The following is a 25649-nucleotide window of genomic DNA, read 5'->3' on the forward strand; positions in this document are numbered from 1 at the left end:
CGCAGCCTTAACCGATCATCAGAAGATGTTGATCGGGTAATCCACGAACACACGCAGCTCGTTGCCGCTGACGTTGTATTCGCTGGACTTCTGCGAAACACGCAGGATCGAGCTGCGCAGTTTCACGCTCAGGTCTTTGGCCGGGCCACTTTGCACGACGTACTTGAACTGGTTGAAGATTTCGCGCTCGGTGCCGCCTTCGCTGGTGGACGTGGTGATGTTGTCGCCACGCACATAAGCGAAGTTGTAGCTCAGACCCGGTACGCCGAATGCGCCGAAGTCCAGGCCGTAGCCCAACTGCCAGCTGCGCTCGTCTTCAGCGTTGAAGTCCGACCAGTAGGAGTTGGCCAGGTAGATGGTGTTGCCACCGTCACCCACGCGACCTTGACCTTTCTGGTAGCCGCCATAGGCGTAACCCAGGTTGCTGTCGCCGGTGGAACGCTGGTGCGCCACGGTGAACGAGTGCGGACCGGTGGCGAAGGTCGCTGCCAGGCTCCAGATCTTGTTGTCGTCGCCGGTCACACCGTTTTCGCGGACATAGGAGTTGTCCAGCTTGGTGCGGTAACCGTTGAAGTCCAGGGTCAGGGACTGATCCTTGTCGATCGGGAACACGTAGTTGGCGTTCACGTATTGCTTCTTCAGCACGTCTTCGACGTCGGAAGCGTACAGCGCAGCCTTGAACTGTTCAGTGAACTGGTAGCTACCGCCCAACACGTTGATCGACTTCAGACCACCGCTGTCACGGCCTTCAGCGCTTTTGCGCGATTCGGCAGTGAAACGACCGGCATCCAGTTGCAGACCTTTGATCTCTTTGGAAGTGATCAAGGTACCGGTGTAGCTTTCCGGCAGCAGGCGCGAGTTGTCGTAGTTCAGCACCGGCAGGGCCGGCATCTGGTCACCGTAAGTCAGGGTGGTGTTGGACAGGCGGAATTTCACCGCTGCGCCGCCCTTGGACAGGTCGTTGGCCGGGTGGCCGCTGTCGCCCTTCTTGAAGAAGTCGATACCCTGGGCGCCGCTGCGATCTTCGCTGCGCTCCAGGTTCAGGGCGTACAGACCGAATGCGTCAACGCCGACACCGACAGTACCTTGGGTGAAACCGGACGAGAACGTACCGATGGCCGCTTGGCCCCACTCGGATTTGTCCTTGTTGCCGTCTTTGTAGTCACGATTGATGTAGGCATTGCGCAGCAGCACTTTGAGGCTGCTGTCTTCAACAAAACCCTTGGACTCGGCCTGGTCGTTAGCCATGGCCTGAGTGGCGCTCAACATCCCCAATGCGATCAGACTGATCCGCTTGTTCAACATTTTGTTTTCCTTATTACGGGTTGAAACGCGCTGTGTCGAACGGCTGAAACGGCGCTAATGCACTCTTTTTTCACCCCGAAACAAAAAGGCCCGCCCACGACAAAGTCGTGGCGGGCCTTCTTATTATTTTTGAGTCATGGCGGTTGGCCACAGGCGTTGGGCCGAATCGTAGCCGCGCCCTGAACAATGTGTCAATTTCAAGAATCGTCTTTAAATAGGCAAAAATCGTCTAAAAAAAGTAAATTTTTCGATGGCTGCGTGCAGGGAAACGCCTGTAATCAGGGATTTTGATGCCGTCTCACGCGCAACCGTCGAGGCCGCAAACCGGCAAGGTTTGCGCCGATGGTGCCGACGGAATCGACTCGCTCAACCATTCTGCAAAGGCCTGCGGTTTGCCGAGCCACGGACCGATATCGATCAGGGTGAACTTGCCGTCCTGCTCCAGCGCGAAGGTGGGAAAGCCTTGGCCGCCGAGTTTCGCCAGCAGTGCGCGGCTGTTCTTTATGTGTTGATCGGTGTCAGTCGCTTTGAGGGTTTTGAGGAACGTATCCGCCTCGTAGCCCATCTCTGCCGCGCACTCCACGAGCACGGCTTCATCGGCAATTCGCCGGCCTTCTACATAGTGTGCGGTTTGCAAACGGCCAAGCAGTTCCAGGCCACGCTCATCGATGCTTTCTGCTGCCATGACAGCAGCAATCGGTGGCGCGGAATCAAAAACCGCCGTGTGATCGCGCAACAGACCTTCGAAATAGGCTTCTCCGAACGGCTGTCCGGTGTATTCGGCGATGCGTCGGTCGTGAGGCATCACGTAATTGCGCAGTTGCGGTGAAACACTCTGGCGGTTGGCACCGGTCATCATGCCGCCCGCGTGGGCGATCACCGGCAGCACTTGTTGTGCGGCTTGTACCAGCGGTTTGGCGCCATAGCACCAGCCGCACAGAGGGTCGTAGATGTAATGAAGCGTCATCGGAAAGCTCCGGCAAGAAGGTGGGAAAAACGATGTCGCCACCTTAATCCTCTGGTCGTTGCGGAAAAACGCCGGAATGGCTTTCAGTCTGTTTCGGCAATCGGTCGAATGGGGTCGTTGTCATTCTTGTAACAGTCTTGAAAAAGACCTGAAACAAAATGAAACAATCAAACAACGGAACCTTTCAGGAATAATTAACGGAAGTAAATGCAAAGCATTACCATTCGCGCACTCGAATTCTTCCACCCTTCCGGATGCGCTTTTCAATGCCTGCCCCGTTCCGTCTCACGCCCGTCACGCTTGGGCTTTCTGCCTTTTTGTCCTCTGGTTTCGCTTACTCCGCGACCGAACTTCCCGCCACTTCGATCAGTGCTGAAGCGCAGGCCGACGACCCGCGCGTAAAGGTCAGCAACACCGCAACCCGCACGTCCACCCCCGTGCGCTACGTGCCGCAGGCGATCGATTCGATCAAGACCGCCAACGTCGCGGATTACGGCGTCAATGACATCGAAGATGCCCTGAGCGGGATTCCCAACGTCAGCGGCGGAGGCGACACGCGCTTCGACAGCCTGCGCATCCGTGGTTTCGACGCCAGCAACGACTTCTATCTGGACGGCATCCGCGACGACAGCCAGTACAAGCGCGATCTGCACAACATCGAACGCGTCGAAGTGCTCAAGGGCCCCGCCGCCGTGCTGTACGGCCGTGGCAGCCAGGGCGGGATCGTCAACCGTGTGAGCAAGGCGCCCGAGTTCGGCCGCCGCTCGACCATTGAGGCCCAGGGCGGCAGCGAGGATCTGCGCAGCCTGTACGCCGACCTCAGCGCCGACCCGAGCGAGAACATCAGCCTGCGCCTGAACATGGGCAACATGGACGAGAACAGCTTCCGCGACGGTGTCAGCGGCAACCGCAAACTGTTTGCGCCGTCGATGAGCTGGCAGCTCACGCCTGACCTGAACTGGCTGGTGCAATACGAATACAGCCGCTACAACCGCACGCCGGATCGCGGCATTCCCGGGGTCGGTGGACGTCCGGCGGATGTTGGCCGGGACACGACCTACGGCAACGATCACGACTTCATCGACGACAAGACGCAGTCCCTGCGCTCGAAACTGAGCTATGAAATCAACGACAACTGGCAACTGCGCCACACGCTCGGTGTGTTCAAGCTCGACAGCGATTTCGACAACACCTACCTCACCGGCTTCGACGCGAAGACCAACAAGGTCACCCGCCAGCACTGGCAACAGGACCTGACCACCCGCAACGTGTTCAACAACGTCGAACTGGAAGGCGGCTTCGATACCTTCGGCCTCGAACATCGACTGCTGACCGGAATCGAAACCGGCAGCCAGCGCCGCGACCCGACGCTGTACAACGCGGCCACTGGCCGTGGCACCCAACCGGTGCCGTCGCTGGATCTGTACAACCCGGATCGCAGCCAGCGCCACACCGGGCGCATGCAGGTGTCGAGCAGCAGCCACACCGAAGTCGAAAGCCGCGCGATCTATGTTCAGGATCAACTGCGCCTGAACGATGAATGGCAACTGCTGGCCGGTCTGCGCTACGACACTTTCGATATCGAGTCGACCAACAAACTGCGCAACATCTCCGAGGACCGCGACAGCCACAGCACCAGTCCGCGTTTCGGCGTGGTCTGGACGCCGCTGCAGAATCACTCGTTCTACGCTTCATGGACCAAGACGTTTTCACCGGTTGGCGGCGGTCTGATCGGTATCACCCCCGGTGCGGCCGGCAACACCAACGACCTGAGTCCGGAGCTGACCAAGCAAAAGGAAATCGGGGTCAAGAGCGACTGGCTCGACGATCGCCTGAGCACCACCCTCGCCGTCTACGAGCTGGAACTCTACAACCGCCGCACTACCGACCCGGTCGATCCGACGCTGACCGTGATGAGCGGTTTGCAGCGCTCGCGCGGGATCGAACTGACCGGTACTGGCAAGATCGTCGGCAACTGGTACGTGCGCGGTGGCGTTGGTGTGCAGGACGCGACCATCGAGAAGGACAACAACGGCCTGGAAGGCAAACGCGTCAACAACGTCGCCAAGCACAACGGCAGCCTGTTCCTGACCTGGAAACCGGAGATGGGCTGGTACGGCGAAACCGGTCTGACCATGGTCGGTCAGCGTTACGCCGACAACGCCAACACCACCGTATTGCCGGGCTACGGTCGCTGGGACGCCCTGGTCGGCTACCGCCACAAGGACTGGGACTTGCGCGCAGCGCTGAACAACATCACCGACCGCGAATATTACTCGTCGGCCACCAGCGCCTTCCAGATCCAGCCAGGCGCACCACGCAGCCTGGTCATGACCGGCACCTACAGCTTCTGATTCACGCCCATAAAAAAAGCGCTGCCATCCCGGCAGCGCTTTTTACAATCCTTGTCTGTTCTTCTTATCCTTCCATCACATCCCACAATGCGTCCAGTTCGGCCTCGCTGAACAGGCCAGCGGGGTAACGCTCGATCATCATCCGGCGCGGATCAGGTTCCCTGATCTGACGCGTTCCATTGGATTTCAACCAGTGCGCGACAATCTGGAGCGACTCACTATTTACAGCCATGGGATGCAACGTCCGCTCGCTGATTACGTTCACTTCGGCGTTCATTTCAGCGCTCTCTCCCCGTTCGTGAGCGGCTACGTTATCCAAGGTTTATGACAGAACTGTTGAAGTTCTCCCCCCTCCCTAGTGCGTCATGAGCGATACAAGAGCTATGCCAATGTGTTGAAAATACCGACAGGCGGATATAAAGAAACCCGCAGTCCTGACGGGCTGCGGGTTTCTCTTCAAGCGTGGGCAACAAATGACTGCCCGGTCGATTTTTCAATCAACTCAAGCTGTTACATCCGCACTCACTCTTTGTGCGGCGCGGGTTGCTGTTGGGTAAGGCAGTGAATGTTGCCGCCACCCAGTAACAGTTCACGACCCGGCACCATCACCACTTCGTGTTGCGGGAACAGGTTCTGCAGGATTTCGCGGGCCGGGGCGTCCATTGGATCGTCGAAACTCGGTGCGATGATGCCGCCGTTGACGATCAGGAAGTTCACGTAGGACCCGGCCAAACGCACGCTCGGGTTGCGCTCCTGAGTGCCGTCCACCGGGTCCACGCCCGCGCATTCTTCTTCGGTGGCAAACAGCGGCCCCGGAATCGGCATCTTGTGCACCGTGAACGGGCGGCCCTTGGCGTCGGTGCTGCTTTCCAGCACTTTCATCGCAGCCTGGCATCGCGGGTAGTTCGGATCCTGCGGATCGTCGGTCCACGCCAGCAGCACTTCGCCCGGACGCACGTAGCAGCAGAAGTTATCCACATGGCCGTCGGTTTCGTCGTTGAACAGGCCATCCGGCAGCCAGATGATCTTGTCCACCGACAGGTTTTCGCTGAGCACCGCTTCGATTTCGTCGCGGCCCAGGTGCGGGTTGCGATTGCGGTTGAGCAGGCATTCTTCGGTGGTGATCAGGGTGCCTTCGCCGTCGACGTGAATCGAGCCGCCTTCAAGCACGAAACCTTCAGTGCGGTAGCGTGGGCTGCGTTCGATCTCGAGGATCTTGCCGCCGACCTGAGAATCACGGTTCCACGGCGAATACAGGCCGCCGTCAAAGCCGCCCCAGGCGTTGAAGTCCCAGTTCACACCGCGCACTTCGCCGCTGTTGTTGATCACGAAGGTCGGGCCGCTGTCGCGGACCCAGGCGTCATCGCTGGACATCTCGACCACGCGGATATTCGGCACGTCGAGGCGAGCGCGAGCGTTTTCGTACTGGCCGGCGGACACCGCCACGGTCACCGGTTCGAAACGCGCGATGGCCTTGGCCACGGCGGCGTGAGCGGCCTGCGCGGGCTTGCCGCCCAGACGCCAGTTGTCCGGACGCTCGGGCCAGATCATCCAGGTCTGGGTTTGCGGCGCCCATTCGGCCGGCATGTGGAAGCCATCGGCGCGTGGGGTACTTTTCAAGGTGGTCATGTCGATCAGGACTCCAGGGAACGGTCGAGGGTGTTCAACGCGCCGAACAGGTTTGGACGACGGACTATGGCGACTTTATAAACGATAAATATCGACTTTAAAAGCTAAAAACAAATGATCGCTTTTGAATCTACCGATTAATGCCGATACAAATCGGCATTAATCGGCCTATCACAGGCTCAGAGGCCTTCTTCCAGCACCTTCGACAGCATGTCGACAAAGAAATCCACGCTCTGACGCGAAGTGACCATCGGCGGTTTGATCTTGAGGATATTCAGGTCATCGCCGGTCGGCTGCATGAAGATGCCCAGCTCTCGCAGGCGATCGCACAGCAACGTGGTTTCTTCGGTTGCCGGCTCCAGGGTCTGCCGATTGCGGATCAGTTCGACCCCCAGATAGAACCCCGAGCCATGCACCGCGCCGACCAGCGGATGTTTATCGATCAATGCCTCCAGCCGCTGCTTGAAGTGCCCGCCGACCACCTGGGCGTTTTCCCAGAGTTTTTCTTCTTCCATCACATCGAGCACGGCCATGCCGATCTGGCAACTCACCGGACTGCCGCCCGCGGACGAGAAGAAGTAACCCTCGGCTTCCAGCGCTTCGGCGATTTCCCGGCGGGTGATCACGGCGCCCAGTGGCTGGCCGTTGCCCATGCCCTTGGCCATGGTGATGATGTCCGGCACCACGCCTTGCTCTTCGAAGCCCCAGAAGAAGTGGCCCATGCGCCCGTAACCGACCTGCACCTCGTCGGCGATGCACACACCGCCCCGGGCGCGCACCAATTCATAGACTTTTTTCAGATAGCCCGGCGGCAGCGAGATCCCGCCCGCATTGCCGTAGACCGGCTCGCAGATGAACCCGGCCAGTTGGCGTTTCTGCTCGTCGATTTTGGCCAGGTTGTGTTCGACGCTGCGCACGTAGTCAGACGCCGAATCAAGCCCACGGAATTCGCCGCGATAGATATTCGGCGCAGTCACCGGGTGCACCCAGTCCGGACGACTGCTCAGGGCCTGCGGGTTGTCGGCAATCGAGGTCGACACTGCATCCGCGCCGACCGTCCAGCCGTGATAGGCCTCCAGCACACTGAGCATGTCGCGCCCGCCGCTGTAGGCCCAGGCCAGACGGATCGCCAGATCATTGGCCTCGCTGCCGCTGTTGACCAAAAACACCCGGTCCATGCCTTCCGGCGCCAGTTTCAGCAAGCGTTCGGAAAACTCGGCGACCGCCGCATAGTTGAACCGCGAGTTCGTGTTGAGCAACGACCACTGCCGGCTCGCAACCGCGGCCATGCGCGGATGACCGTGCCCGAGCACCGCGACGTTATTGAGCATGTCGAGGTAGGAACGGCCCTGCATGTCGATCAGGTGATTGCGCCAGCCGCGTTCGATGCGCGGCGGGTCGACGTAATAATGTTTCTGGGTGCGGGCGAAACTGGCATCACGGCGCGCCAGCAGGGTTTGCGCATCCAGTTCCGGCTCAGCGTCGCAGGCCAGGCCCAGTAGCGCCGCTGGCGATGGCGACAGCGCCTGCCACGCCGGCGCGCGGGTCGGCGTGCAGAACAGCGGTGCCTCCAGGTGCGCATCGCGAACCAGTTGCACGATCAACGGGCCCTCCACCGAACCCAGCACCTGGCCTTTGACCAGCGCCGCGCCGCTGTGCAGCGACGGCGTCACACCCCACAGGCGCACGCTCAGTTGCGGGCCGTCGAGTCGCAGCGCGCCGTCAGCCGACAGATGCAGAACGCCCGCAAACGGCGCTTCCACCGTCGTACCCTGAGGTACGCGCAACTCAACGTGCAGCGGGAATGTTTCTGGCTCCTCGGCGCTGTCAGGCCGGGTGCGGGACAAACGGTATTGCCCGTATCGACTGGCGGCCAGACCGTGGATGGCGGCGGCCTCGTTCAACAGACGTTGATCAATGCCCGATTGCTCCCAATTGCCCGCCTCGAAGTGCGCACTCAACACACCCAGATCAATCAGCGCGAACTCGCGCCCGACCAGACCGGGCAACAACGGCGCGAAGCCTTCACTGTCGATGGCCGGCAACGTCCGCCCGACCGCCGAGAGGATCGCCGCCTCCATCAGCGCCAGCGGCACCGAGGTGGCGACCCGAAAGATTTCCCATTCATGGGTGAGGTTGTCGCGACTGTAGGTGTTGCCCGGATCAATGCTGACCTGTTGCTCGCCACTGAGCACCAGCACCGCCGCGCGCGCCACGATCAGCGGCCACAGCGCCTGCAATTCTTCGTGTTGCAACGGATTGACCGCGTGGTAGGCCTGCACTGCCGGCAGGATCACGAACGGATCGCCCCCGGCGTGATGCAGCAACGCCGCACAGGTGACCGACAGATCGGTGATACGCCAGGTGCGCACCAGATCACCGAAATCGATGACGCCCTGTAACTGCCAGTGTCGCCGGGCATCACGCTGCCAGACCACGTTGTCGTCGGTGATATCCATGTGGATCGCCTGCACCGGCAGCTTTTCCAGCAACGGTTGCAGACGGCGACCAGCCTGTTCGGCGGCCTCGGCGATCAGTGCGCGCTGGCGCTGATCCTCGATCACCGGCAGCAGGTGCTCGATCAGGGCACTGGCGTGGCGCGCATCCCATTGCAACGTGCGCGCGAGCCCCGGATGGTCGAACCCGGCCAGGGCCAGGTCCATTTCACCGCAGAGCCGGCCGAATCCGGCGACGACTTCGTGGCCAAGATGATCGAGCGCCGTCAGCGGCTGGCCTTCGATGTAATCGAGCAACCGCACATGCACCGCTTCACCGCCGATCTCCAGCGACAACAGGTCCTGGCCGTCATTGGCCGGGATGACCCGGGGAACATGGACATCGCAGTGTTCGGCCAAATATTTCAGGCCAGCGTGCTGGGCCTGCAACTCCACCAGCGAATAGTCGCCCCGGCAGATTTTCAGCACGAATCGCCCGCGCTCGCTGTCCACGCGATAGTTGAGGTCCTGCTGGCTACCCAGTGCCTGCAACGTGCCGTTCAGCCCGTAATGCTGCGCCAGAACCTGCAACGCCTGCTCCGCAGTGACCTGTGGGCCTGGCAGACTGGCGCGATGAATCAACGTGGCGAACGACATGGAACGACCCCTGAAATTTTATTAGGCGCCTATATCGCCATTGCTTTGGACGATTCGCAACCCCTGCTCCGTCGGACGGGATCGCAAGTTCGGGCGAAATGTTTCAGACCACTCGCGCCCACCGGCACTTTGCGCAAGAATGTCGACCATTCACACCTCTCACTGGAAAAAACTCATGAATGTAATCGCTACCGATCTGCCCGGCGTTCTGATCATCGAACCCAAGGTGTTTGGTGACGAGCGTGGTTTCTTTTACGAAAGCTTTAATGCCAAGGCTTTTCAGGAAGCGACCGGTCTGGATACGCAATTCGTCCAGGACAACCATTCGCGCTCGCAGAAAGGCGTGCTGCGCGGCCTGCATTACCAACTGGAAAACACTCAGGGCAAACTGGTCCGTGTCACCGTTGGTGAAGTGCTCGACGTGGCGGTAGATATCCGCCGCAGCTCGCCGAACTTCGGCAAATGGGTTGCTGTACGGCTGTCGGCCGAAAACCACCGCCAACTCTGGGTACCGGAAGGCTTCGCCCATGGCTTCGTGGTGTTGAGCGAATTCGCCGAGTTCCTCTACAAGACCACCAACTACTACACCCCGTCCGCGGAGCGCAGCATTCGCTGGAACGACCCGGATCTGGGCATCGACTGGCAGTTGGACGAAGAACCGAAACTGTCGGCCAAGGATCAGGCGGGTGCACTCCTCAAGGACGCCGACGTCTTTTCCTGAATGCCTGTGTGAAACTTCAGCGCTGCTGTGCACCCGACAACGGGTGCGCAGACTGCGACTGCAAGCCTAGGCATAATGCGCCTGTATCCACAGGCGCTCGATGCTCATGACTCCGACCCTTCCCCGCCGCCCCCGCTGGCGCAGCCTCGCCCTGCTGGCCCTGTGCCTGGCCCCGCTGCTGTGGCCGCTGGAGCATCTCGCCGAGCGTTACTACCGCAGTGAGCTGGCTGGCCAGAACCGCCAGACCCTCGACCTCTACGTCGCCAACCTGCTGGGCACTCTGCATCGTTACGAAGTGCTGCCACAGATCCTCGGCGATCTGCCGGCCCTGCGCGCGGTCGTCGGCGCGCCGGACGACGGTGTCACTCAGGGCAATGCCAACCGCCTGCTGAAGAACATCGCTTCCCAGACCGGCGCCGAAGTCATGTACCTGATGGACACCACTGGCCGAACGCTGGCGGCGTCGAACTGGGACAAGCACGACAGTTTCGTCGGGCGCAATTTCTCGTTCCGGCCCTACTTCAGCGAAGCCATGGCCGGACGCCTGGGCCGCTTCTTCGGCCTTGGCACCACCTCCGCCAAACGCGGCTATTTCTTCGCAGCGGCCGTGCGCAATGGCGAGAAAATCATCGGTGTGCTGGTGATCAAGGTCGACCTCGACCACACCGAAAGCCTGTGGGGCAAAACCCCGGAACAACTGCTGGTGACCGATCACAACGGCGTGGTCATTCTCACCTCGCGCCCGGAATGGCGCTTCCGCTCCACCCGTCCATTGAGTAACGACGAACGCTCAGCAATCACCGCGATCCAGCCGTACCCGACTCGCGAGCCGCGGCCATTGAACCTCAGCCCGACCGCCTGGCTGACCCAGACCCGGGACATCGAAGAAACCGGCTGGAGCGTCAGCATTCTTGCGCCGCGCACCCTGATCGACCGTCCGGTGCGCACCGTGGTGGCCGTCGGCGGCGCCACGTTGCTGGTGGTCATGCTGTTGCTCGGGCTGATGATGCAGCGCCGCCGCCATTACCTGGAACGGATCGCTTTCGAAGCCAAGGCAAGACGGGAACTCGAAGGCCGGGTCGCCGAGCGCACCAGCGATCTGGAGGGGCTCAACCGGCGCCTGAAACAGGAAGTGCTGGAGCGTGAACAGGCCCAGCAGGAACTGGTCCGGGCCCAGGACGACCTGGTGCAGGCCGGCAAACTGTCAGCGCTCGGGACGATGTCGGCGAGCATCAGCCACGAACTCAACCAGCCGCTGGCGGCGATCCGCAGTTACGCGGAAAACGCCGAGGTGCTGCTTGACCATCAGCGCACCGACGACGCTCGTGGCAACCTCAAGTTGATCAGCGAACTGACCGGGCGCATGGCGTCGATCATCGCTCACCTGCGCGCCTTCGCCCGCCGCGATCGCCACGCCCCGGAAAGCGTGGCCCTGCAACCGGCACTGGACGATGCATTGGCGCTGCTGGCCAAACGTCGCCGGAGCATGGACGTCGAGCTGATCCGCGACCTGCCCGCCGCAACCTTGTGGGTTGAAGCCGGGGAAACCCGTCTGCGCCAGGTCCTCGGCAACCTGCTGGCCAACGCCCTCGATGCCCTGACCGAGAAAGGCCCGCCGCGCAAATTGTGGCTGAGTGCCGAATCCACCGGCGAGGGCGTCAATCTGTACATTCGCGACAATGGCCCGGGTTTTTGCATGGAAGCGCTGGGCCGCGCCAGCGAACCGTTTTACACCACCAAGACCCGCACTCAGGGGCTTGGCTTGGGGTTGGCCATCTGCGAAACCCTGATGCGCGCCTTCGGCGGTGAACTGTCGTTCGCCAACCACAAGCAAGGTGGCGCCTTGATCACCCTGCGGCTGCGCGCCGGCGCGCCCGGGGTCAGCCTGCAACCGTCCGAGGATCGAAGTGCATGACCATCGACAACCGCATTCAGGTGGTGCTGATCGACGACGATCCGCACCTGCGTCAGGCCCTGGGCCAGACGCTGGATCTGGCCGGCCTGAAAATCCTCCCGCTGTCCGAAGCCAAGGGCCTGGCCGCCCAACTGGAGCGTGACTGGCCGGGTGTGGTGGTCAGTGACATCCGCATGCCCGGCATGGACGGTCTTGAGTTATTGAGCGAACTGCACGCTCAGGACCCTGAGCTGCCCGTGCTGCTGATCACCGGCCATGGTGACGTGCCGCTGGCCGTGCAGGCCATGCGCGCCGGCGCCTACGACTTCCTCGAAAAACCGTTCGCCAGTGACGCCCTGCTCGACAGTGTGCGCCGCGCATTGGCCCTGCGGCGTCTGGTGCTGGACAACCGCAGCCTGCGCATGGCCCTGAGCGACCGCAACGAACTGAGCGCGCGACTGGTCGGCCAGTCGGCGCCGATGGCGCGCCTGCGCGAGCAGATCGGCGCACTGGCCGCGACCAAGGCCGACGTCTTGATCCTCGGCGAAACCGGTGCCGGCAAAGAAGTTGTCGCCCGCGCATTGCACGACCTGTCGAGCCGGCGCAACGGCCCGTTCGTGGCGATCAATGCCGGGGCGCTGGCCGAATCGGTAGTGGAAAGCGAACTGTTCGGCCATGAGCCCGGCGCGTTCACTGGTGCGCAAAAGCGCCGGATCGGCAAGTTCGAATTCGCCAATGGCGGCACGCTGTTCCTCGATGAAATCGAGAGCATGAGCATGGACGTGCAGGTCAAACTGCTGCGCATGCTGCAGGAGCGAGTCGTCGAACGGCTGGGCGGCAATCAGTTGATCCCGCTGGACATCCGCGTCATCGCCGCCACCAAGGAAGACCTGCGTCAGGCCGCCGATCAAGGGCGGTTCCGGGCCGACTTGTATTACCGCCTCAATGTAGCGCCACTACGTATCCCGCCATTGCGCGAACGGGGCGAAGACGCGCTGGTGCTGTTCCAGCACTATGCCGACGAAGCCAGCGCCCGCCACGGTTTACCGCCTCATGAACTGCAACCGGCGCAACGGGCATTGCTGCTGCGTCACTCATGGCCGGGCAATGTGCGGGAATTGCAGAACGCGGCAGAGCGTTTCGCCCTTGGCCTGGAGCTGGCGCTGGACAACACTCAGCCTGACGGCAGCAGCACCGCCATCGAGGTCACCAGCGGTGGCCTCAGTGAACAGGTGGAGAATTTCGAGAAGTCATTGATCGCCGCCGAGCTGGCCCGCTCGCACAGCTCGGTACGCAGTCTCGCCGAAGCCTTGGGCATTCCGCGCAAGACTCTGCACGACAAACTGCGCAAGCACGGTCTGAATTTCGCCGACAGCAGCAGCCATGGAGACGAATCCGAATGAATCGCGACAGCCGCTATCTGGAATCCGTCCTCCATCACGACATTCCGCTGACCCGGGAGATGGGCCTTAAGGTGCTCGACTGGCAGGAACAGCAACTACGCCTGCATTTGCCGCTGGAAGCCAACGTCAACCACAAGAGCACCATGTTCGGCGGCAGTCTGTATTGCGGCGCGGTGCTGGCCGGCTGGGGCTGGCTGCACTTGCGTTTGAAAGAAGAAGGCATCACCGACGGACACATCGTGATCCAGGAAGGACAGATCAGTTATCCGCTGCCGGTAACCGGCGATGCCAACGCCATCTGTGCGGCGCCGAATGCGGCCGTGTGGAAGAAGTTTCTGACGATGTATCAGCGCTACGGGCGGGCGCGATTGACGCTGCATACGCGAGTCGTCAATGCGGGGAGCGATGAGGATGCGGTGACCTTCAGCGGGCAGTACGTTCTGCACCGCTGAAGGCTGAGCGTTCCCGAGTCCGGGAACGCGCTTACGAACGGGCCAGTTCCAGCAACTTCGAACGCCACGCCGCTTTCGCCGGCAGCGCCAGAAAGAACGCGTTGCGCAACGATTCCCGCGGTGGATAACAGAACGCATCACCGTTCAAATCCAGCACCTCGCCACCGGCACCTTCCAGCACACCCTGAGCCGCCGCCGTGTCCCACTGGGACGTCGGCGCCAGTCGCGGATAACAATCCGCCGCACCTTCGGCCACCAGACAGAACTTCAGCGAACTGCCGATATTGGCCAATTGCAACTCGCCAAGGCTTGCGCTCAAACCGGCCAGCAAGCGTTCCTGTTCCGGGCTCGAATGCCGACGGCTGGCAACCACAGTGAAGGCTTCGCCAGGCCCCGGCACGTCACGAACCTGAATCGCCACCGGCGTGCCGCCCGTGTCGCCACGCCAGGCACCGAGCCCGGCACCGCCAACGTAGTAACGCCCATTGGTCGGCATCGATACCACGCCAAAGACCACCCGGCCATTTTCGATCAGGGCAATGTTGACGGTGAACTCTTCGCTGCCGCTGATGAACTCCTTGGTGCCATCCAGCGGATCCACCAGCCACCAGCGCTGCCAGCCGGCACGCACGCTTTGCGGGATGTTGGCGTCCTCTTCGGACAACACCGGGATGCTCGGATCCAGGGCGGTCAGGCCGGCGACGATCACATGGTGCGCAGCGATATCCGCAGCGGTCACCGGCGAATCATCGGACTTGGCGGTCACCGCCACATCGGCGCGCCAGAACGGCAGAATCGCCTCGCCGGCCCGCAGCGCCAGTTCAACCACCGGCGCCATCAACGGATGGGAAAAACTCATAGACATCTCACTCATGACTGGAAAAAACCGCGCTGGGTCAGCAGATCGCGGGCCAGGTACAACGCCGCCAAGGCACGACCTTCGGAAAACTGCGGATTTTGCGCCAATGAAGAGAGATCCCGCAGGTTGATCTTGTCCACCCGCATCGGCTCCGGCTCGTCGCCTTCCAGTCGCTCCTCGTACAGATCGCTGGCAAGCACCACCTGGATTTTCTGGCTCATGTAGCCGGGGGACAACGACAACTCGGTCAGGTGTTCCAATTGCCGGGCACCAAAGCCCGCCTCTTCCTTGAGCTCACGCTCGGCCGCCGCCAGCACATCCTCGCCCGGCTCGATCAAGCCTTTGGGCAGGGACAATTCGTACTCGTCGGTACCGCCGCAGTATTCCTCGACCAGCACCGCGTGCTCGGCATCGAGCATGGCCACAATCATCACCGCGCCGTAACCGGCGCCCTTGCCCACCAGCCGCTCGTAGGTGCGCTCCACGCCGTTGGAAAAGCGCAGTTTCAGCTCTTCCACGCAGAACAGACGACTGGTGGCGACGATTTCGCGGGCAAGTACGGTTGGTTTCTGGCGCATGCAAAGCTCCTTGGCGTGAACGCGCTACTATAACGCGGCTTTTCCGATTGTTTGCGTCGGATATCTTTCTACCGTTCGAGACGTTGCCATGCCTTCATTACCGTGGTCCGACATCGATACCGTTCTGCTCGACATGGACGGCACGTTGCTGGATCTGCACTTCGACAACCACTTCTGGCTGGAGCACTTGCCGCAGCGCTACGCCGAACTGCATGGCGTGAGCCGGGCCATGGCGGAAATGGAATTGCAGCCGTTGTTCGAACGTCATGCCGGTCAATTGCAGTGGTATTGCCTGGACTTCTGGAGCGCGGAATTGAAGCTGTCGGTGCGCGAGCTGAAGCTGGAAACTGCCCACCTGATTGCCCTGCGCCCGGACGCCGACACTTTTCTGGCCGCGATCAAGCGGGCCGGTAAACGCGTGGTGATGATCACCAACGCGCACCGCGATTCGCTGTCGCTGAAACTGGAACGGGTTGAACTGGCGCCGTACTTCGAGCGGCTGATCAGCTCCCACGATTACGGTTTTCCCAAGGAGAACCCGCAGTTCTGGGATGCCTTGCAGGCCGATATCGGTTTTGACCCGGCGCGCAGCCTGTTCATCGACGACACCCTGCCGATCCTGCGCAGTGCACGGGACTTTGGTGTGGCACATCTGTTGGCCGTAAAGGAGCCGGACAGTCGCAAGGGGCCGAAGGACACGGCGGAGTTTGTGGCCGTCGAAGATTATCGGGACTTGATAGCAGGACTCTGAACGTTGCAGGAGCTGCCAGAGGCGGCTCCTGCAAGTCTGTTGTTACTCAGGAATACGCAGCGTCTGCCCCGGATAGATCTTGTTCACGTCCTTGAGCAGCGGCTTGTTGGCCTCGAAAATCTTGTTGTACTGGTTGGCATTGCCATACACCGCCAGGGAAATCGCGCTGAGGGTGTCGCCCTTTTTCACCACCACGAAACGTGCGGCAGCCACTACCGGCCCAGTGACCGTGATCTGGTCATCGACACTGCCGACGCCTTCGATATTGCCCACCGCCAGCAGAATCTTTTCTTTCTCTTCCTGGCTCGCCACCTCGCCGGTGACCGTCACCTTGTCGCCATCCACCGTCGCCTGAACATTCGGGTTACCCAACCCGACCTTGCTGATGTGTTCCTTCAATTGCTCGCTGGCATTGGCGTTGCCAGGGGTCAACAGGTCGATCAGCTTCTCACCGGCCTCTTTTACAAAGCTCAAAAGACTCATAGCGCACACTCCTTGATTTAAGTTCCAGACGCCCAAGCCTAGACCACCACAAACTAACCCGGTTCCAGACCGACCAATGACCCTGTCGCCGCGCAAACGGTAGAATCGCCCACCCTTGCCAGCGCCCCGGAGCGAAGATGGACATCAAGCAGCTGAAATTCCTCATCGCCCTCGACGAAACCCGCCATTTCGGCCAGGCCGCCGCCCGGTGCCACATCACCCAGCCGACTCTATCAATGCGCCTGCGCAGCCTCGAAGAAGAACTCGATCTGCCGCTGGTCAATCGCGGCCAGCGCTTCGAAGGTTTCACCGCGCCAGGCGAGCGAGTGCTGGCCTGGGCCCGTACGGTGCTGGCGGCTTATGACGGCTTGCAGGCGGAAGCGGCGGCCTGTCGCGGCAACCTGATCGGTACCTTGCGCCTGGGAGTGGTGCCGCTGTCGAGTTTTGATCCGCTGCCGTTGATGCAACGCCTGCACGCTGCACACCCGGAACTGCGCTTCGAATTGTCGGCACTGAGTTCGGAACAGATCCTCGAACAACTGGCGGACAACCGGATCGACATCGGCGTGTCCTACCTGGATCGTCTCGACAACGAGCGTTTCGAATCCCTGGCGTTCGACGAAACCCGCATGGGCCTGCTCTACGATCAGCGTTCCTTCAGCTTCGGCGAGGCGCCATTGAGCTGGCAGGCGCTGATCGAACTGCCGCTGGGCATGCTCACCAGCGGTATGCACTTTCGCCAGTCCATCGACCACAACTTCCACAGCCGGGGCCTGACACCGCAGCCGTTGTTGCAGACCGACGCCGTGCATCAATTGTTACAAGCTGTGCACGGCGGATTCTGCTGCGCGATCATGCCGCTGGACGGCGGCCTCGAAAGCCTCACCGATCACCTGCGCCTGCAACCGATCGAAAACGCCCAGACCCTCGCCCGGCTGGGCCTGATCATGCGCCGCGGCGCCCCGCGTTCGGCACTGGCCGAGGCCTGTTTCGCGCTGTATCAGAAATCGCCAGCGGCCGCTTGATCGACGGCATCTATCGATAGATCGACACTAGCGATTAGACGCGACAAGTTGCCGCGCCTAGTCTTAACGTTGATCAATCCGTCGGTGATGCCATGAACGCCAAGCGCCCGGCCTGCGCGGCGCCTGCACTCGAAACGCCCGCGCCCGCCGCCAGTCAGACCTACAGCTACAGCGACCTGCCCCTGGCGGAGTCGGCCAGCACCGCGCTGGCCGAGGAAGTCGCACTGGCGATTGCCTACAACGGCATCAGCCAGGCCGTGATGCTGGTGACGCCAACCGACCTCGAAGACTTCATCGTCGGCTTCAGCCTGGGCAGCGGCATCATCGAAGACGCCTCGGACATCTATGACCTGCAACTGACCGGTTCAGGCTCGGCGCAATACGCCCAGGTGACCATCGCCAACCGCGCCTTCTGGAATCTCAAGCAGCAGCGTCGGCAACTGGCCGGCACCAGCGGTTGCGGTTTGTGCGGCGTGGAGGCGGTGGAACAGGCGTTACCCGATCTCAAGGTCTTGCCCGGCGCCCCTTTGCCGCCGATTGAATGGCTCGACGGTTTGCGCCAGCGCATCGGTGCGTTCCAGCCGCTGGGCCAGCATTGCGGCGCGGTGCACGCGGCGGTGTTCATGAACGCCAGCGGTGAATTGCTGCTGGGCCGCGAAGACATCGGCCGACACAACGCCCTCGACAAACTGATCGGTGGCCTGATCCGGCAAAAGATCTCCACCACCGGCGGCCTGGCGATTGTCACCAGCCGTTGCAGCCTCGAATTGATCCAGAAAGTCCTGCGCGCCGGGATCCAGACCCTCGTCAGTCTGTCCGCGCCCACCGGCCTCGCCGTGCAATGGGCCCGCCGCCACAACCTCAATCTCATCCACCTGCCGCAGAAGAACGCGCCGCGGGTGTATAGCCCAGAAATGGAGAAACACTCGTGAGCCAACACCATCAAGCCGACCAGAAACCCGTCCCGCGCTACAAGCCCTACAAGGGCGCAGCCGGCGGCTGGGGCGCACTGATCAGCGTGGCCCAGGCCTGGTTGACCAGCGACAACGCGCTGAAGAACCTGCGCATGATGCTCAAGACCAACCAGAACGGCGGCTTCGACTGCCCGGGTTGCGCCTGGGGTGACTCGCCGGAAAGCGGCATGGTCAAGTTCTGCGAGAACGGCGCCAAAGCGGTGAACTGGGAAGCGACCAAACGTCGGGTGGACGGCAAGTTCTTCGCCAAACACAGCGTCACCTCGTTGCTGGAGCAGAGCGACTACTGGCTCGAATATCAGGGCCGTCTGACCGAACCGGTGGTGTATGACGCCGAAACCGACCGCTACAAGCCGATCAGTTGGGACGATGCCTACGCGCTGATCGGCAAGCACCTGCAAGCCCTGCCGAGTCCGGACCTGGCCGAGTTCTACACCTCGGGTCGTGCCAGCAACGAAGCCGCCTATTTGTATCAACTGTTCGTGCGCGCCTACGGCACCAACAATTTCCCCGACTGCTCGAACATGTGCCACGAGGCCAGCGGCGTGGCGCTCGCGCAAAGCGTCGGTGTCGGCAAAGGCACCGTGACCTTCGACGATTTCGAACACGCCGATGCGATTTTTGTCTGGGGCCAGAACCCCGGCACCAACCACCCACGCATGCTCGAACCGCTGCGTGAAGCGGTGAAGCGCGGCGCTCAGGTGGTCTGCATCAACCCGCTGAAAGAACGCGGTCTGGAACGCTTCCAGCATCCGCAGCACCCGATCGAAATGCTCACCAACGGCGACAAGCCGACCAACACCGCGTATTTCCGCCCGGCACTGGGCGGTGACATGGCAGTGCTACGCGGCATGGCCAAGTTCCTGCTGCAATGGGAACGCGATGCGCAGAAGGCCGGTGCGCCGGCGGTGTTCGATCACGACTTCCTCAATGAACACAGCGTCAACGTGCTGGAATACCTCGGCGTCGTTGATGACACGCCGTGGGAGCAGATCGTTGCGCAGTCCGGCCTGACGCTGGTTGAAATCGAGCAAGCGGCGCGCATGTACGCCAAAGGCAAGAACGTGATCATGTGCTGGGCGATGGGCATCACCCAACACCGCCATTCGGTGCCGACCATCCAGGAAATCGCCAACCTGATGCTGCTGCGCGGCAACATCGGCAAACCCGGCGCCGGTCTGTGCCCGGTGCGCGGTCACAGTAACGTGCAGGGCGACCGCACCATGGGCATCAACGAGCGTCCGCCGGTGGCGTTTCTCGATTCCTTGGAGCGTCGCTTCCAGTTCAAGGTGCCGCGCCACAACGGGCACAACGTGGTCGAAGCGATTCACGCGATGGCTGAAGGCCGCGCCAAAGTGTTTATCGGTCTGGGCGGCAACTTCGCCCAGGCCACGCCGGACAGCCCACGCACCTTCCAGGCCCTGCGCAACTGCGACCTGACCGTGCAGATCAGCACCAAGCTCAATCGCAGCCACCTGGCCCACGGCAAAGACGCATTGATCCTGCCGTGCCTGGGTCGTACCGACATCGACATCCAGACCGAAGGCCCGCAGGCCGTCACCGTGGAAGACTCGTTCAGCATGGTGCACGCCTCCAACGGCCAGTTGCAGCCGCTGTCGAACCAGATGCGCTCGGAGCCGTCGATCATTGCCGGCATCGCCGCCGCGACCCTGGGCAGCAAACCGGTGGACTGGAACTGGCTGGTGGCCGACTACCGGCGCATCCGCGAACTGATCGCCGACACCATCCCGGGCTTCAAGGACTTCAACGAGAAGGTCAAGAACCCGGGCGGTTTCTACCTCGGCAACAGTGCCGGCGCGCGCAAGTGGAACACCACGTCGGGCCGGGCCAACTTCAAACCGAACATGCTGCCCAAAGACCTGATCCACGAACGCACTCGCGCCACCGGTCAACTGCCGGATCTGATCTTGCAATCGATGCGCTCTCACGATCAGTACAACACCACGATTTATGGTCTCGACGATCGTTATCGCGGGGTGAAGGGACAGCGTGACGTGCTGTTCGCCAACGAGGCGGACATCATCCGTCTGGGCTTCAAGCCTGGGCAGAAGGCTGACATCGTGTCGCTGTGGGACGATGGCCGTGAGCGTCGCGTGAAAGGCTTCACACTGCTGGCGTTCGATATTCCGGCGGGGCAAGCGGCGGCTTACTACCCTGAGGTGAACCCGTTGGTGCCGCTGGAAAGCACCGGGGACGGCAGCCATACGCCGACGTCGAAGTTCATTGCGATCCGGTTGGAAGCGGCGAGCGAGACAGGGCTGATCATGGCCAGGTCGGCCTGACACCAAACTTTTCAGCGCCCACAAAAAAGGCCGCTTTTGTATAAAAGCGGCCTGTCCGAAGCAGTTAAAGACCGGTGAAAATCGGTTAAGTTCCACCCAAAAATCAGTAACTTGCATAATTGTATACAAGTCGTGTTATTCGTCGGATTTCGATTGTCAGCCTTGTTACACAGCCTCAGGATCGCGCCGTCATCCCTTTGAGGCTCCTCTATGAAGTTCTCCCAGATTCTCTTGTTGTCCCTTGGCCTGGTCAGTGGCTTCGCTTCTGCCGGAGGCACCACCGAAGCAGGTGTGGGCGGCGCATTGGGCGGGGTTCTTGGCTCGGTCGTCGGTCAGTCTTTAGGCGGCAGCACAGGTTCAACCATTGGCGCGGCCCTGGGCGGCGCGGGTGGTAGCGCGGTGGGCGCCAACAAACACAGCCGTGGCGAAGCGGCCATTGGCGGTGCGTTGGGCGCAGCCGGCGGTAACGTGGTTGGCCGCAGCATGGGCGGCACCACCGGCAGCCTGATCGGCGCCGCAGCAGGTGGCGGCGCCGGTGGCGCGCTGGGTAACTACATGGGCAACGAGAGTAATCGCGAAGACCGCAATTACGATCGCGGCCGTGACCGTGGTCGCTACTACCGCGACGACCACCGTGGTCGTGGCCACGCCTACGGCCATCGCAAGCATCACCGCTACTACCGCGACTGAGGCTTGACCTCGTTGCCGGTACAGCCAGATCGCAGCTCCCCCGAGCTGCGATTTTTTTTGCCTGTCAAACCGCCAGCCGTTCCAGCGCTCCGCGTAACCCCGCAGGGATCGCCACCGGCTGATTCGATGCACGATCAACGAACACATGCACGAAACGCCCCGCCGCACAGGCTTCATGCTCGCCAGCCTTGAACACGGCCAGCTCGTATTGCACTGAACTGTTGCCCAGTTTGCCGACCCGCAAACCAACTTCGATCAAGTCCGGGAACGCAATCGAGGCGAAGTAATCGCAAGACGAACTCACCACAAACCCCACCACCTCCCCATCGTGGATATCCAGGCCACCGACCTGAATCAGGTAGGTGTTCACGGCCGTATCGAAAAAGCTGTAGTAGGTGACGTTGTTGACGTGGCCGTAGGCATCGTTGTCATGCCAGCGCGTGGTGATCGGCTGGAAATGTGGGTAATCGGCGCGTTGCGGCATCGGGTTGGACATCAGTGTCGATTCCTTGAGTGATCGGCCCAGTCTAAAGGTAAAAACCTTTGCCTCGTGCCGCCAGCTCGCCAATCAGTTGCGCCGGCCGCCATTGATCACCCTGTCGTGTTTCCAGCGCCAGCAGTCGTTTATGAATGTCTGCCAGCCCCTGATCGTCCGCCCAGGCCATCGGCCCGCCTCTCTCAGCCGGGAAGCCATAGCCGTTCAGGTAAACCTGATCGATGTCATGCGCCGACTCGGCAATCCCTTCCTGCAGAATCTTTGCGCCCTCATTGACCAACGCCAGAAGACAGCGCTCAAGGATCTCCTCAGATCCGATCTCACGGCGATGAAACCCCAGACCTTCACTGACACTCAACACCAGTGCATCCACCTCAGGATCATGTTCGGCCTGACGACTGCCCGGTTCGTAGTGGTAGTAACCATTGCCAGACTTCTGCCCGAACCGACCCAACTCGCACAAGCGGTTATCCACCTGAACCTCTGGCGCATCCTGGCCCTTGCCGGCCAGCTCACGAGCACGCCACTCAAGATCGATGCCGACCACGTCGTACATGCGAAACGGCCCCATGGCAAAACCGAAGCCCTGCAATATCGCGTCGATCTGCTGCGGCCAGGCCCCCTCAAGCAGCATCTTGCGCGCCTCGAGCACGTAAGGATGGAGCATGCGATTGCCGATGAATCCGTGGCAGTTGCCCGACACCACACTGACCTTGCCCATACGCTTGCCCAGCTCGAGTGCAGCCTCAAGCACGGCTGGCGAGGTCTGTGCACCACGGACTATTTCCAGCAGTTTCATTATATGCGCCGGGCTGAAGAAATGCAGACCCAGCACTTGCGTCGGTCGTCGTGTCGCGGCGGCAATCGCATCGATGTCCAGTGCCGAGGTGTTGCTCGCCAGCAGGGCTTCGGGTTTCAGCAAGCCATCGAGCTCACGGAAGATCTTCTGCTTGAGTTCGAGATTCTCGTACACCGCTTCGATCACCAGGTCGACATTGCGGATCGCAACATAATCCGCCGCCGCACTGATCCGGGCGATTCGCGCATCGGCCTCGGCCTGATCGATCCGACCCTGACGCACGTTGTGCGCATAGGTATCGGCCACCGTCTTCAGCGCCTGCTCAAGCATCTGTGGATTGTTATCGACCCATTGCACTGACACGCCGGCGTTGGCCAGGCACATGACAATGCCACGGCCCATGGTGCCGGCGCCGATCACGGCGGCCTGCCGAATTTCGAAGGATGTCTGGCTCATTGTTGTTCTCTTGTTGGAGATCCAAAGACAGCCTTCACCATAGTCAGCCAACGGGTATTTTTGAAGTTTATTGCTGTGATGATCGACATTCAGCAAATGGATTCGTTGCTTCAGAGATGCGCCTGAGCCCAAGCCCGCACGTCCGCGTAGGGATACGCCTCCAGCGCCGCATACCCGGAAATGGTCCGTGCCTTGAGCTTGGTGAACAGCGGCACACTGATCCCGCACAGAAAGCGCGTCAGCCGCTCCGCTGAAGGCGCACTGCCTGTCTGCTGCTCATGCCTGTGGATAAAATCGCCGCACAACGCCGAGAAACTTTTATCCACAAGCGCCAGCAATTCCGGAGGCGCCGGGAGCCGGGCAACCTGCCCGTGGCACACCGAGCAATGCCCGCACTGCTCGGGGGCGTTGTGATCACCGAAGTACTCCGCCAGTCGATAGCCCAGGCACCGCTCGGTGGCGAACAATTCGAGCATGGCGTGAATCCGCGCCACTTCGGTCTGTTCGTGGCGAGAGAAATAATCATGTAGCTCGCCACTCAAGACCTGGCTGTCGAAGGCGCTGTGCAGCACGTTGTAGACTTCGGTCATCTGCTTGCTTTCCAGCTCGACCCAGCCTTTCTCCTGGAAGTAATCCAGCGCCTTCACCACACGATTGCGCTCAGCCGAATACTGCGTGTACATCGCCTCGAAATTCACCGTGGCCCAGGTCCGCGCGCGATTCGAGGTCTGGATGATCGCCGCAACGAAATCCCTGCGCTCGCCCTCGAAACGCTCTAGCAGCGCCTCGGGTTCCAGCAGGTATTTGAAACGGTATTCGGCGTAGTACGCGTAGCGCGGGGCAATCAGCCCTCGCAGCTCCAGTTGCACCAGCAACGTCTTCAATGGCAGCGCACGAATGTTGCTCTGATCCGCCAGCGGCCCGAGCAAAAACTCCCACTGACCTTCAGGCGCAGCGGCCTGCAACTCGTCCAGCACATGGCGAATGCCATCGCGCTCCGGCGTGTCGCCGTAGACAAAGTTTTCCAGCACATTGAGGCTGTCGCGGTTGGCCAGCACCAGACAGTCGGACGGTTGCCCGTCACGCCCGGCGCGGCCGATTTCCTGGCTGTAGTTTTCGATGGATTTGGGCAGGTCGAAATGCACCACGTTGCGGATGTCACTCTTGTCGATGCCCATGCCGAACGCGATGGTGGCGACGATGCAATTGGACTGCCCACCCATGAAGCGTTTCTGAATCGCTTCCCGTTGCTCGTGGGGCAGCCCGGCGTGGTAAGCCTCGGCCTGAATGCCATTGCGCCCCAGATGCTCGGCGATGTGCTCGGCGGTTTTCTGCAGGGTGACGTAGACGATGCTCGGTTGACCCGCCCGCTCGGCCATCCACTGCACCAGCCGTCGACGCTTGTCCTCACCGCGCACCGGCTCCACCAGCAGATTGAGATTGGGCCGATAGAAACCCGTGGTCACAACGTCTTCGGCAGCGATGGCGAATTTCGCCTGCATGTCGGCGATGACTTTCGGTGTTGCCGTGGCGGTCAGCAGCAAGGTTTGCGGGATGTTGAACTGACGCTGGTAGTCCGGCAGCTTGAGGTAATCAGGCCGGAAGTTGTGGCCCCATTCGGAGATGCAGTGCGCCTCATCCACCACCAGCAGCGAGATCGGCACCTGCTGCAAAAAATTGCGGAAGCGCTCGTTCTTCAGGCGCTCCACGGAAATCATCAGGATCTTCAGTTCGCCCGATCGGGCACGAGCCATCACATCATTGGCGTCTTCACGACTCTGCGCCGAATCGATGCTGCCTGCCGAAATGCCATGTCGCTGCAGAAGCGCCAACTGATCCTGCATCAGCGCGAGCAACGGCGAGACCACCAGCGTCAGGTGCGGCAGCAGGAGAGCCGGCACCTGGTAGCAAAGGGATTTTCCGGAGCCCGTGGGAAAGATCGCCGCCGCCGAGCGCCCGGCCAGCACGGCGCTGATTGCCGCTTCCTGACCGGGTCGAAATTGTGGATAACCGAAAACCTGTTCCAGGGTGTTGTGCATTCGCTGTCACTCCGTTGACCGCTGTGATGCCAACAGCCTAGCGGGCGATCGCAGCGAGTCGAGAAAAGGTCGGGGGGCAAATCGATACGGGATGATACAGCGTCGGCAGCTCCGCCACGGGATCAAACAAATGAAACACTTTGTTCATCGCCGCGTGAATCGACCCGAGGGTAATGTCCGTCACGCCTCGAGCCAGGACGGCCGAGGCGCATGGATTTTTATCAAGGAGTGAACATGTCGAACAACCTGAAACTGCCTGTCGCCCTGGTCTTTGCATCCCTGTTGCTGGGCGCATGCACGCCAGTTCCCGATGGCTTCCCACCGCCCTTGGCGATCGCCGTGACAGCGGATGAAGCCTCGTCGACTTAGCAGCCGCAAG

General features: G+C 61.2%; 22 protein-coding genes. 11 read left to right on the forward strand and 11 right to left on the reverse strand.

Annotation, left to right across the window (positions count from 1 at the left end):
- Nucleotides 1-18: 18 nt before the first annotated feature.
- On the reverse strand, nt 19-1305 hold the full coding sequence (locus AC1RME_RS12580) for an OprD family porin (protein ID WP_096821931.1): 1287 nt from the start codon (nt 1303-1305) through the stop codon (nt 19-21).
- Between the two features lie 298 nt (nt 1306-1603).
- Entirely contained in the window at nt 1604-2272 is a 669-nt protein-coding gene (locus AC1RME_RS12585; protein WP_493091316.1) for a DsbA family protein, read from the reverse strand.
- A 266-nt stretch (nt 2273-2538) separates the two neighbouring features.
- On the opposite strand from AC1RME_RS12585, the gene AC1RME_RS12590 reads away from it, so the two are divergent.
- The gene (locus AC1RME_RS12590) at nt 2539-4626 is read left to right on the forward strand and encodes a TonB-dependent receptor (RefSeq protein ID WP_102620615.1); all 2088 of its coding nucleotides are present in this window, start codon (nt 2539-2541) and stop codon (nt 4624-4626) included.
- Nucleotides 4627-4690: 64 nt separating this feature from the next.
- Here AC1RME_RS12590 and AC1RME_RS12595 read toward each other — a convergent pair whose 3' ends face one another.
- The 3 genes from AC1RME_RS12595 to AC1RME_RS12605 form a co-directional block, all read right to left on the reverse strand.
- Nucleotides 4691-4903: a hypothetical protein gene (locus AC1RME_RS12595; RefSeq protein WP_065257771.1), complete on the reverse strand. Its 213-nt coding sequence runs from the start codon at nt 4901-4903 to the stop codon at nt 4691-4693.
- Between the two features lie 245 nt (nt 4904-5148).
- Nucleotides 5149-6255 (reverse strand): agmatine deiminase, encoded by a 1107-nt coding sequence (aguA, locus tag AC1RME_RS12600; protein ID WP_493091318.1) that lies wholly within the window; start codon nt 6253-6255, stop codon nt 5149-5151.
- 179 nt (nt 6256-6434) lie between these two features.
- Entirely contained in the window at nt 6435-9347 is a 2913-nt protein-coding gene (locus tag AC1RME_RS12605; RefSeq protein WP_493091320.1) for an aminotransferase, read from the reverse strand.
- Nucleotides 9348-9522: 175 nt separating this feature from the next.
- Here AC1RME_RS12605 and rfbC point away from each other — a divergent pair, with 175 nt between their 5' ends.
- The 4 genes from rfbC (at nt 9523) to AC1RME_RS12625 (ending at nt 13817) form a co-directional block, all read left to right on the forward strand.
- On the forward strand, nt 9523-10068 hold the full coding sequence (gene rfbC, locus AC1RME_RS12610) for a dTDP-4-dehydrorhamnose 3,5-epimerase (protein WP_096821926.1): 546 nt from the start codon (nt 9523-9525) through the stop codon (nt 10066-10068).
- A 106-nt stretch (nt 10069-10174) separates the two neighbouring features.
- The gene (locus AC1RME_RS12615; RefSeq protein WP_096821985.1) at nt 10175-11983 is read left to right on the forward strand and encodes a sensor histidine kinase; all 1809 of its coding nucleotides are present in this window, start codon (nt 10175-10177) and stop codon (nt 11981-11983) included.
- Nucleotides 11980-13365 (forward strand): sigma-54-dependent transcriptional regulator, encoded by a 1386-nt coding sequence (locus AC1RME_RS12620; protein WP_102620613.1) that lies wholly within the window; start codon nt 11980-11982, stop codon nt 13363-13365. Before AC1RME_RS12615 ends, AC1RME_RS12620 begins: the two co-directional genes overlap by 4 nt.
- Nucleotides 13362-13817 carry a YiiD C-terminal domain-containing protein gene (locus tag AC1RME_RS12625; protein ID WP_096821924.1) on the forward strand — a complete coding sequence of 152 codons (456 nt, stop codon included), beginning with the start codon at nt 13362-13364 and terminating at the stop codon, nt 13815-13817. The genes AC1RME_RS12620 and AC1RME_RS12625 overlap by 4 nt, the downstream gene beginning before the upstream one ends.
- 31 nt (nt 13818-13848) lie before the next feature.
- On the opposite strand, the gene cysQ is transcribed toward AC1RME_RS12625, so the two are convergent.
- Together cysQ and nudE are read right to left on the reverse strand one after the other, a co-directional pair.
- Nucleotides 13849-14682: a 3'(2'),5'-bisphosphate nucleotidase CysQ gene (gene cysQ, locus AC1RME_RS12630; RefSeq protein ID WP_096821923.1), complete on the reverse strand. Its 834-nt coding sequence runs from the start codon at nt 14680-14682 to the stop codon at nt 13849-13851.
- A gap of 5 nt (nt 14683-14687) precedes the next feature.
- Nucleotides 14688-15254 (reverse strand): ADP compounds hydrolase NudE, encoded by a 567-nt coding sequence (gene nudE / locus AC1RME_RS12635; protein WP_102620611.1) that lies wholly within the window; start codon nt 15252-15254, stop codon nt 14688-14690.
- Nucleotides 15255-15342: 88 nt separating this feature from the next.
- On the opposite strand from nudE, the gene yrfG reads away from it, so the two are divergent.
- The gene (yrfG, locus tag AC1RME_RS12640) at nt 15343-16005 is read left to right on the forward strand and encodes a GMP/IMP nucleotidase (RefSeq protein ID WP_096821922.1); all 663 of its coding nucleotides are present in this window, start codon (nt 15343-15345) and stop codon (nt 16003-16005) included.
- Between the two features lie 42 nt (nt 16006-16047).
- On the opposite strand, the gene lysM is transcribed toward yrfG, so the two are convergent.
- Nucleotides 16048-16488: a peptidoglycan-binding protein LysM gene (gene lysM, locus AC1RME_RS12645; protein WP_008080501.1), complete on the reverse strand. Its 441-nt coding sequence runs from the start codon at nt 16486-16488 to the stop codon at nt 16048-16050.
- 137 nt (nt 16489-16625) lie between these two features.
- Here lysM and AC1RME_RS12650 point away from each other — a divergent pair, with 137 nt between their 5' ends.
- The 4 genes from AC1RME_RS12650 to AC1RME_RS12665 all read left to right on the forward strand — a co-directional run bounded on the left by AC1RME_RS12650 (nt 16626) and on the right by AC1RME_RS12665 (nt 21480).
- Entirely contained in the window at nt 16626-17513 is an 888-nt protein-coding gene (locus tag AC1RME_RS12650; protein ID WP_085712727.1) for a LysR family transcriptional regulator, read from the forward strand.
- A gap of 92 nt (nt 17514-17605) precedes the next feature.
- Nucleotides 17606-18445, forward strand: coding sequence for a formate dehydrogenase accessory sulfurtransferase FdhD (gene fdhD / locus AC1RME_RS12655; RefSeq protein ID WP_096821921.1), 840 nt, complete (start codon nt 17606-17608; stop codon nt 18443-18445).
- Nucleotides 18442-20790, forward strand: a complete 2349-nt coding sequence (locus AC1RME_RS12660) for an FdhF/YdeP family oxidoreductase (protein ID WP_096821920.1) — start codon at nt 18442-18444, stop codon at nt 20788-20790. The genes fdhD and AC1RME_RS12660 overlap by 4 nt, the downstream gene beginning before the upstream one ends.
- Nucleotides 20791-21000: 210 nt before the next feature.
- Nucleotides 21001-21480 (forward strand): glycine zipper domain-containing protein, encoded by a 480-nt coding sequence (locus AC1RME_RS12665; RefSeq protein WP_248738654.1) that lies wholly within the window; start codon nt 21001-21003, stop codon nt 21478-21480.
- Between the two features lie 64 nt (nt 21481-21544).
- Here the strand turns inward: AC1RME_RS12665 and AC1RME_RS12670 are convergent, their stop codons facing one another.
- The 3 genes from AC1RME_RS12670 to AC1RME_RS12680 all read right to left on the reverse strand — a co-directional run bounded on the left by AC1RME_RS12670 (nt 21545) and on the right by AC1RME_RS12680 (nt 25270).
- On the reverse strand, nt 21545-21976 hold the full coding sequence (locus tag AC1RME_RS12670) for an acyl-CoA thioesterase (protein ID WP_096821918.1): 432 nt from the start codon (nt 21974-21976) through the stop codon (nt 21545-21547).
- A 31-nt stretch (nt 21977-22007) separates the two neighbouring features.
- Nucleotides 22008-23231, reverse strand: coding sequence for a 3-hydroxyacyl-CoA dehydrogenase (locus AC1RME_RS12675; protein ID WP_192559501.1), 1224 nt, complete (start codon nt 23229-23231; stop codon nt 22008-22010).
- Between the two features lie 110 nt (nt 23232-23341).
- The gene (locus AC1RME_RS12680) at nt 23342-25270 is read right to left on the reverse strand and encodes a RecQ family ATP-dependent DNA helicase (protein WP_493091324.1); all 1929 of its coding nucleotides are present in this window, start codon (nt 25268-25270) and stop codon (nt 23342-23344) included.
- A 234-nt stretch (nt 25271-25504) separates the two neighbouring features.
- Between AC1RME_RS12680 and AC1RME_RS12685 the strand changes: the two genes are divergently transcribed.
- On the forward strand, nt 25505-25639 hold the full coding sequence (locus AC1RME_RS12685; RefSeq protein ID WP_255261955.1) for a hypothetical protein: 135 nt from the start codon (nt 25505-25507) through the stop codon (nt 25637-25639).
- The last annotated feature ends 10 nt before the right edge of the window (nt 25640-25649 follow it).

Source organism: Pseudomonas sp. GW822-FHT03F08 (genome assembly GCF_058801265.1).

Bases quoted from the DNA above. Each gene is read 5' to 3' on its own strand.
- AC1RME_RS12580 (WP_096821931.1), bottom strand. From the start codon at position 1,305: ATGTTGAACAAGCGGATCAGTCTGATCGCATTGGGGATGTTGAGCGCC.
- AC1RME_RS12590 (WP_102620615.1), top strand. From the start codon at position 2,539: ATGCCTGCCCCGTTCCGTCTCACGCCCGTCACGCTTGGGCTTTCTGCC.
- nudE (WP_102620611.1), bottom strand. From the start codon at position 15,254: ATGCGCCAGAAACCAACCGTACTTGCCCGCGAAATCGTCGCCACCAGT.
- rfbC (WP_096821926.1), top strand. From the start codon at position 9,523: ATGAATGTAATCGCTACCGATCTGCCCGGCGTTCTGATCATCGAACCC.
- AC1RME_RS12675 (WP_192559501.1), bottom strand. From the start codon at position 23,231: ATGAGCCAGACATCCTTCGAAATTCGGCAGGCCGCCGTGATCGGCGCC.
- AC1RME_RS12665 (WP_248738654.1), top strand. From the start codon at position 21,001: ATGAAGTTCTCCCAGATTCTCTTGTTGTCCCTTGGCCTGGTCAGTGGC.
- cysQ (WP_096821923.1), bottom strand. From the start codon at position 14,682: ATGTCTATGAGTTTTTCCCATCCGTTGATGGCGCCGGTGGTTGAACTG.
- yrfG (WP_096821922.1), top strand. From the start codon at position 15,343: ATGCCTTCATTACCGTGGTCCGACATCGATACCGTTCTGCTCGACATG.
- AC1RME_RS12670 (WP_096821918.1), bottom strand. From the start codon at position 21,976: ATGTCCAACCCGATGCCGCAACGCGCCGATTACCCACATTTCCAGCCG.
- lysM (WP_008080501.1), bottom strand. From the start codon at position 16,488: ATGAGTCTTTTGAGCTTTGTAAAAGAGGCCGGTGAGAAGCTGATCGAC.
- fdhD (WP_096821921.1), top strand. From the start codon at position 17,606: ATGAACGCCAAGCGCCCGGCCTGCGCGGCGCCTGCACTCGAAACGCCC.
- aguA (WP_493091318.1), bottom strand. From the start codon at position 6,255: ATGACCACCTTGAAAAGTACCCCACGCGCCGATGGCTTCCACATGCCG.
- AC1RME_RS12625 (WP_096821924.1), top strand. From the start codon at position 13,362: ATGAATCGCGACAGCCGCTATCTGGAATCCGTCCTCCATCACGACATT.
- AC1RME_RS12595 (WP_065257771.1), bottom strand. From the start codon at position 4,903: ATGAACGCCGAAGTGAACGTAATCAGCGAGCGGACGTTGCATCCCATG.
- AC1RME_RS12685 (WP_255261955.1), top strand. From the start codon at position 25,505: ATGTCGAACAACCTGAAACTGCCTGTCGCCCTGGTCTTTGCATCCCTG.
- AC1RME_RS12605 (WP_493091320.1), bottom strand. From the start codon at position 9,347: ATGTCGTTCGCCACGTTGATTCATCGCGCCAGTCTGCCAGGCCCACAG.
- AC1RME_RS12615 (WP_096821985.1), top strand. From the start codon at position 10,175: ATGACTCCGACCCTTCCCCGCCGCCCCCGCTGGCGCAGCCTCGCCCTG.
- AC1RME_RS12585 (WP_493091316.1), bottom strand. From the start codon at position 2,272: ATGACGCTTCATTACATCTACGACCCTCTGTGCGGCTGGTGCTATGGC.
- AC1RME_RS12650 (WP_085712727.1), top strand. From the start codon at position 16,626: ATGGACATCAAGCAGCTGAAATTCCTCATCGCCCTCGACGAAACCCGC.
- AC1RME_RS12620 (WP_102620613.1), top strand. From the start codon at position 11,980: ATGACCATCGACAACCGCATTCAGGTGGTGCTGATCGACGACGATCCG.
- AC1RME_RS12680 (WP_493091324.1), bottom strand. From the start codon at position 25,270: ATGCACAACACCCTGGAACAGGTTTTCGGTTATCCACAATTTCGACCC.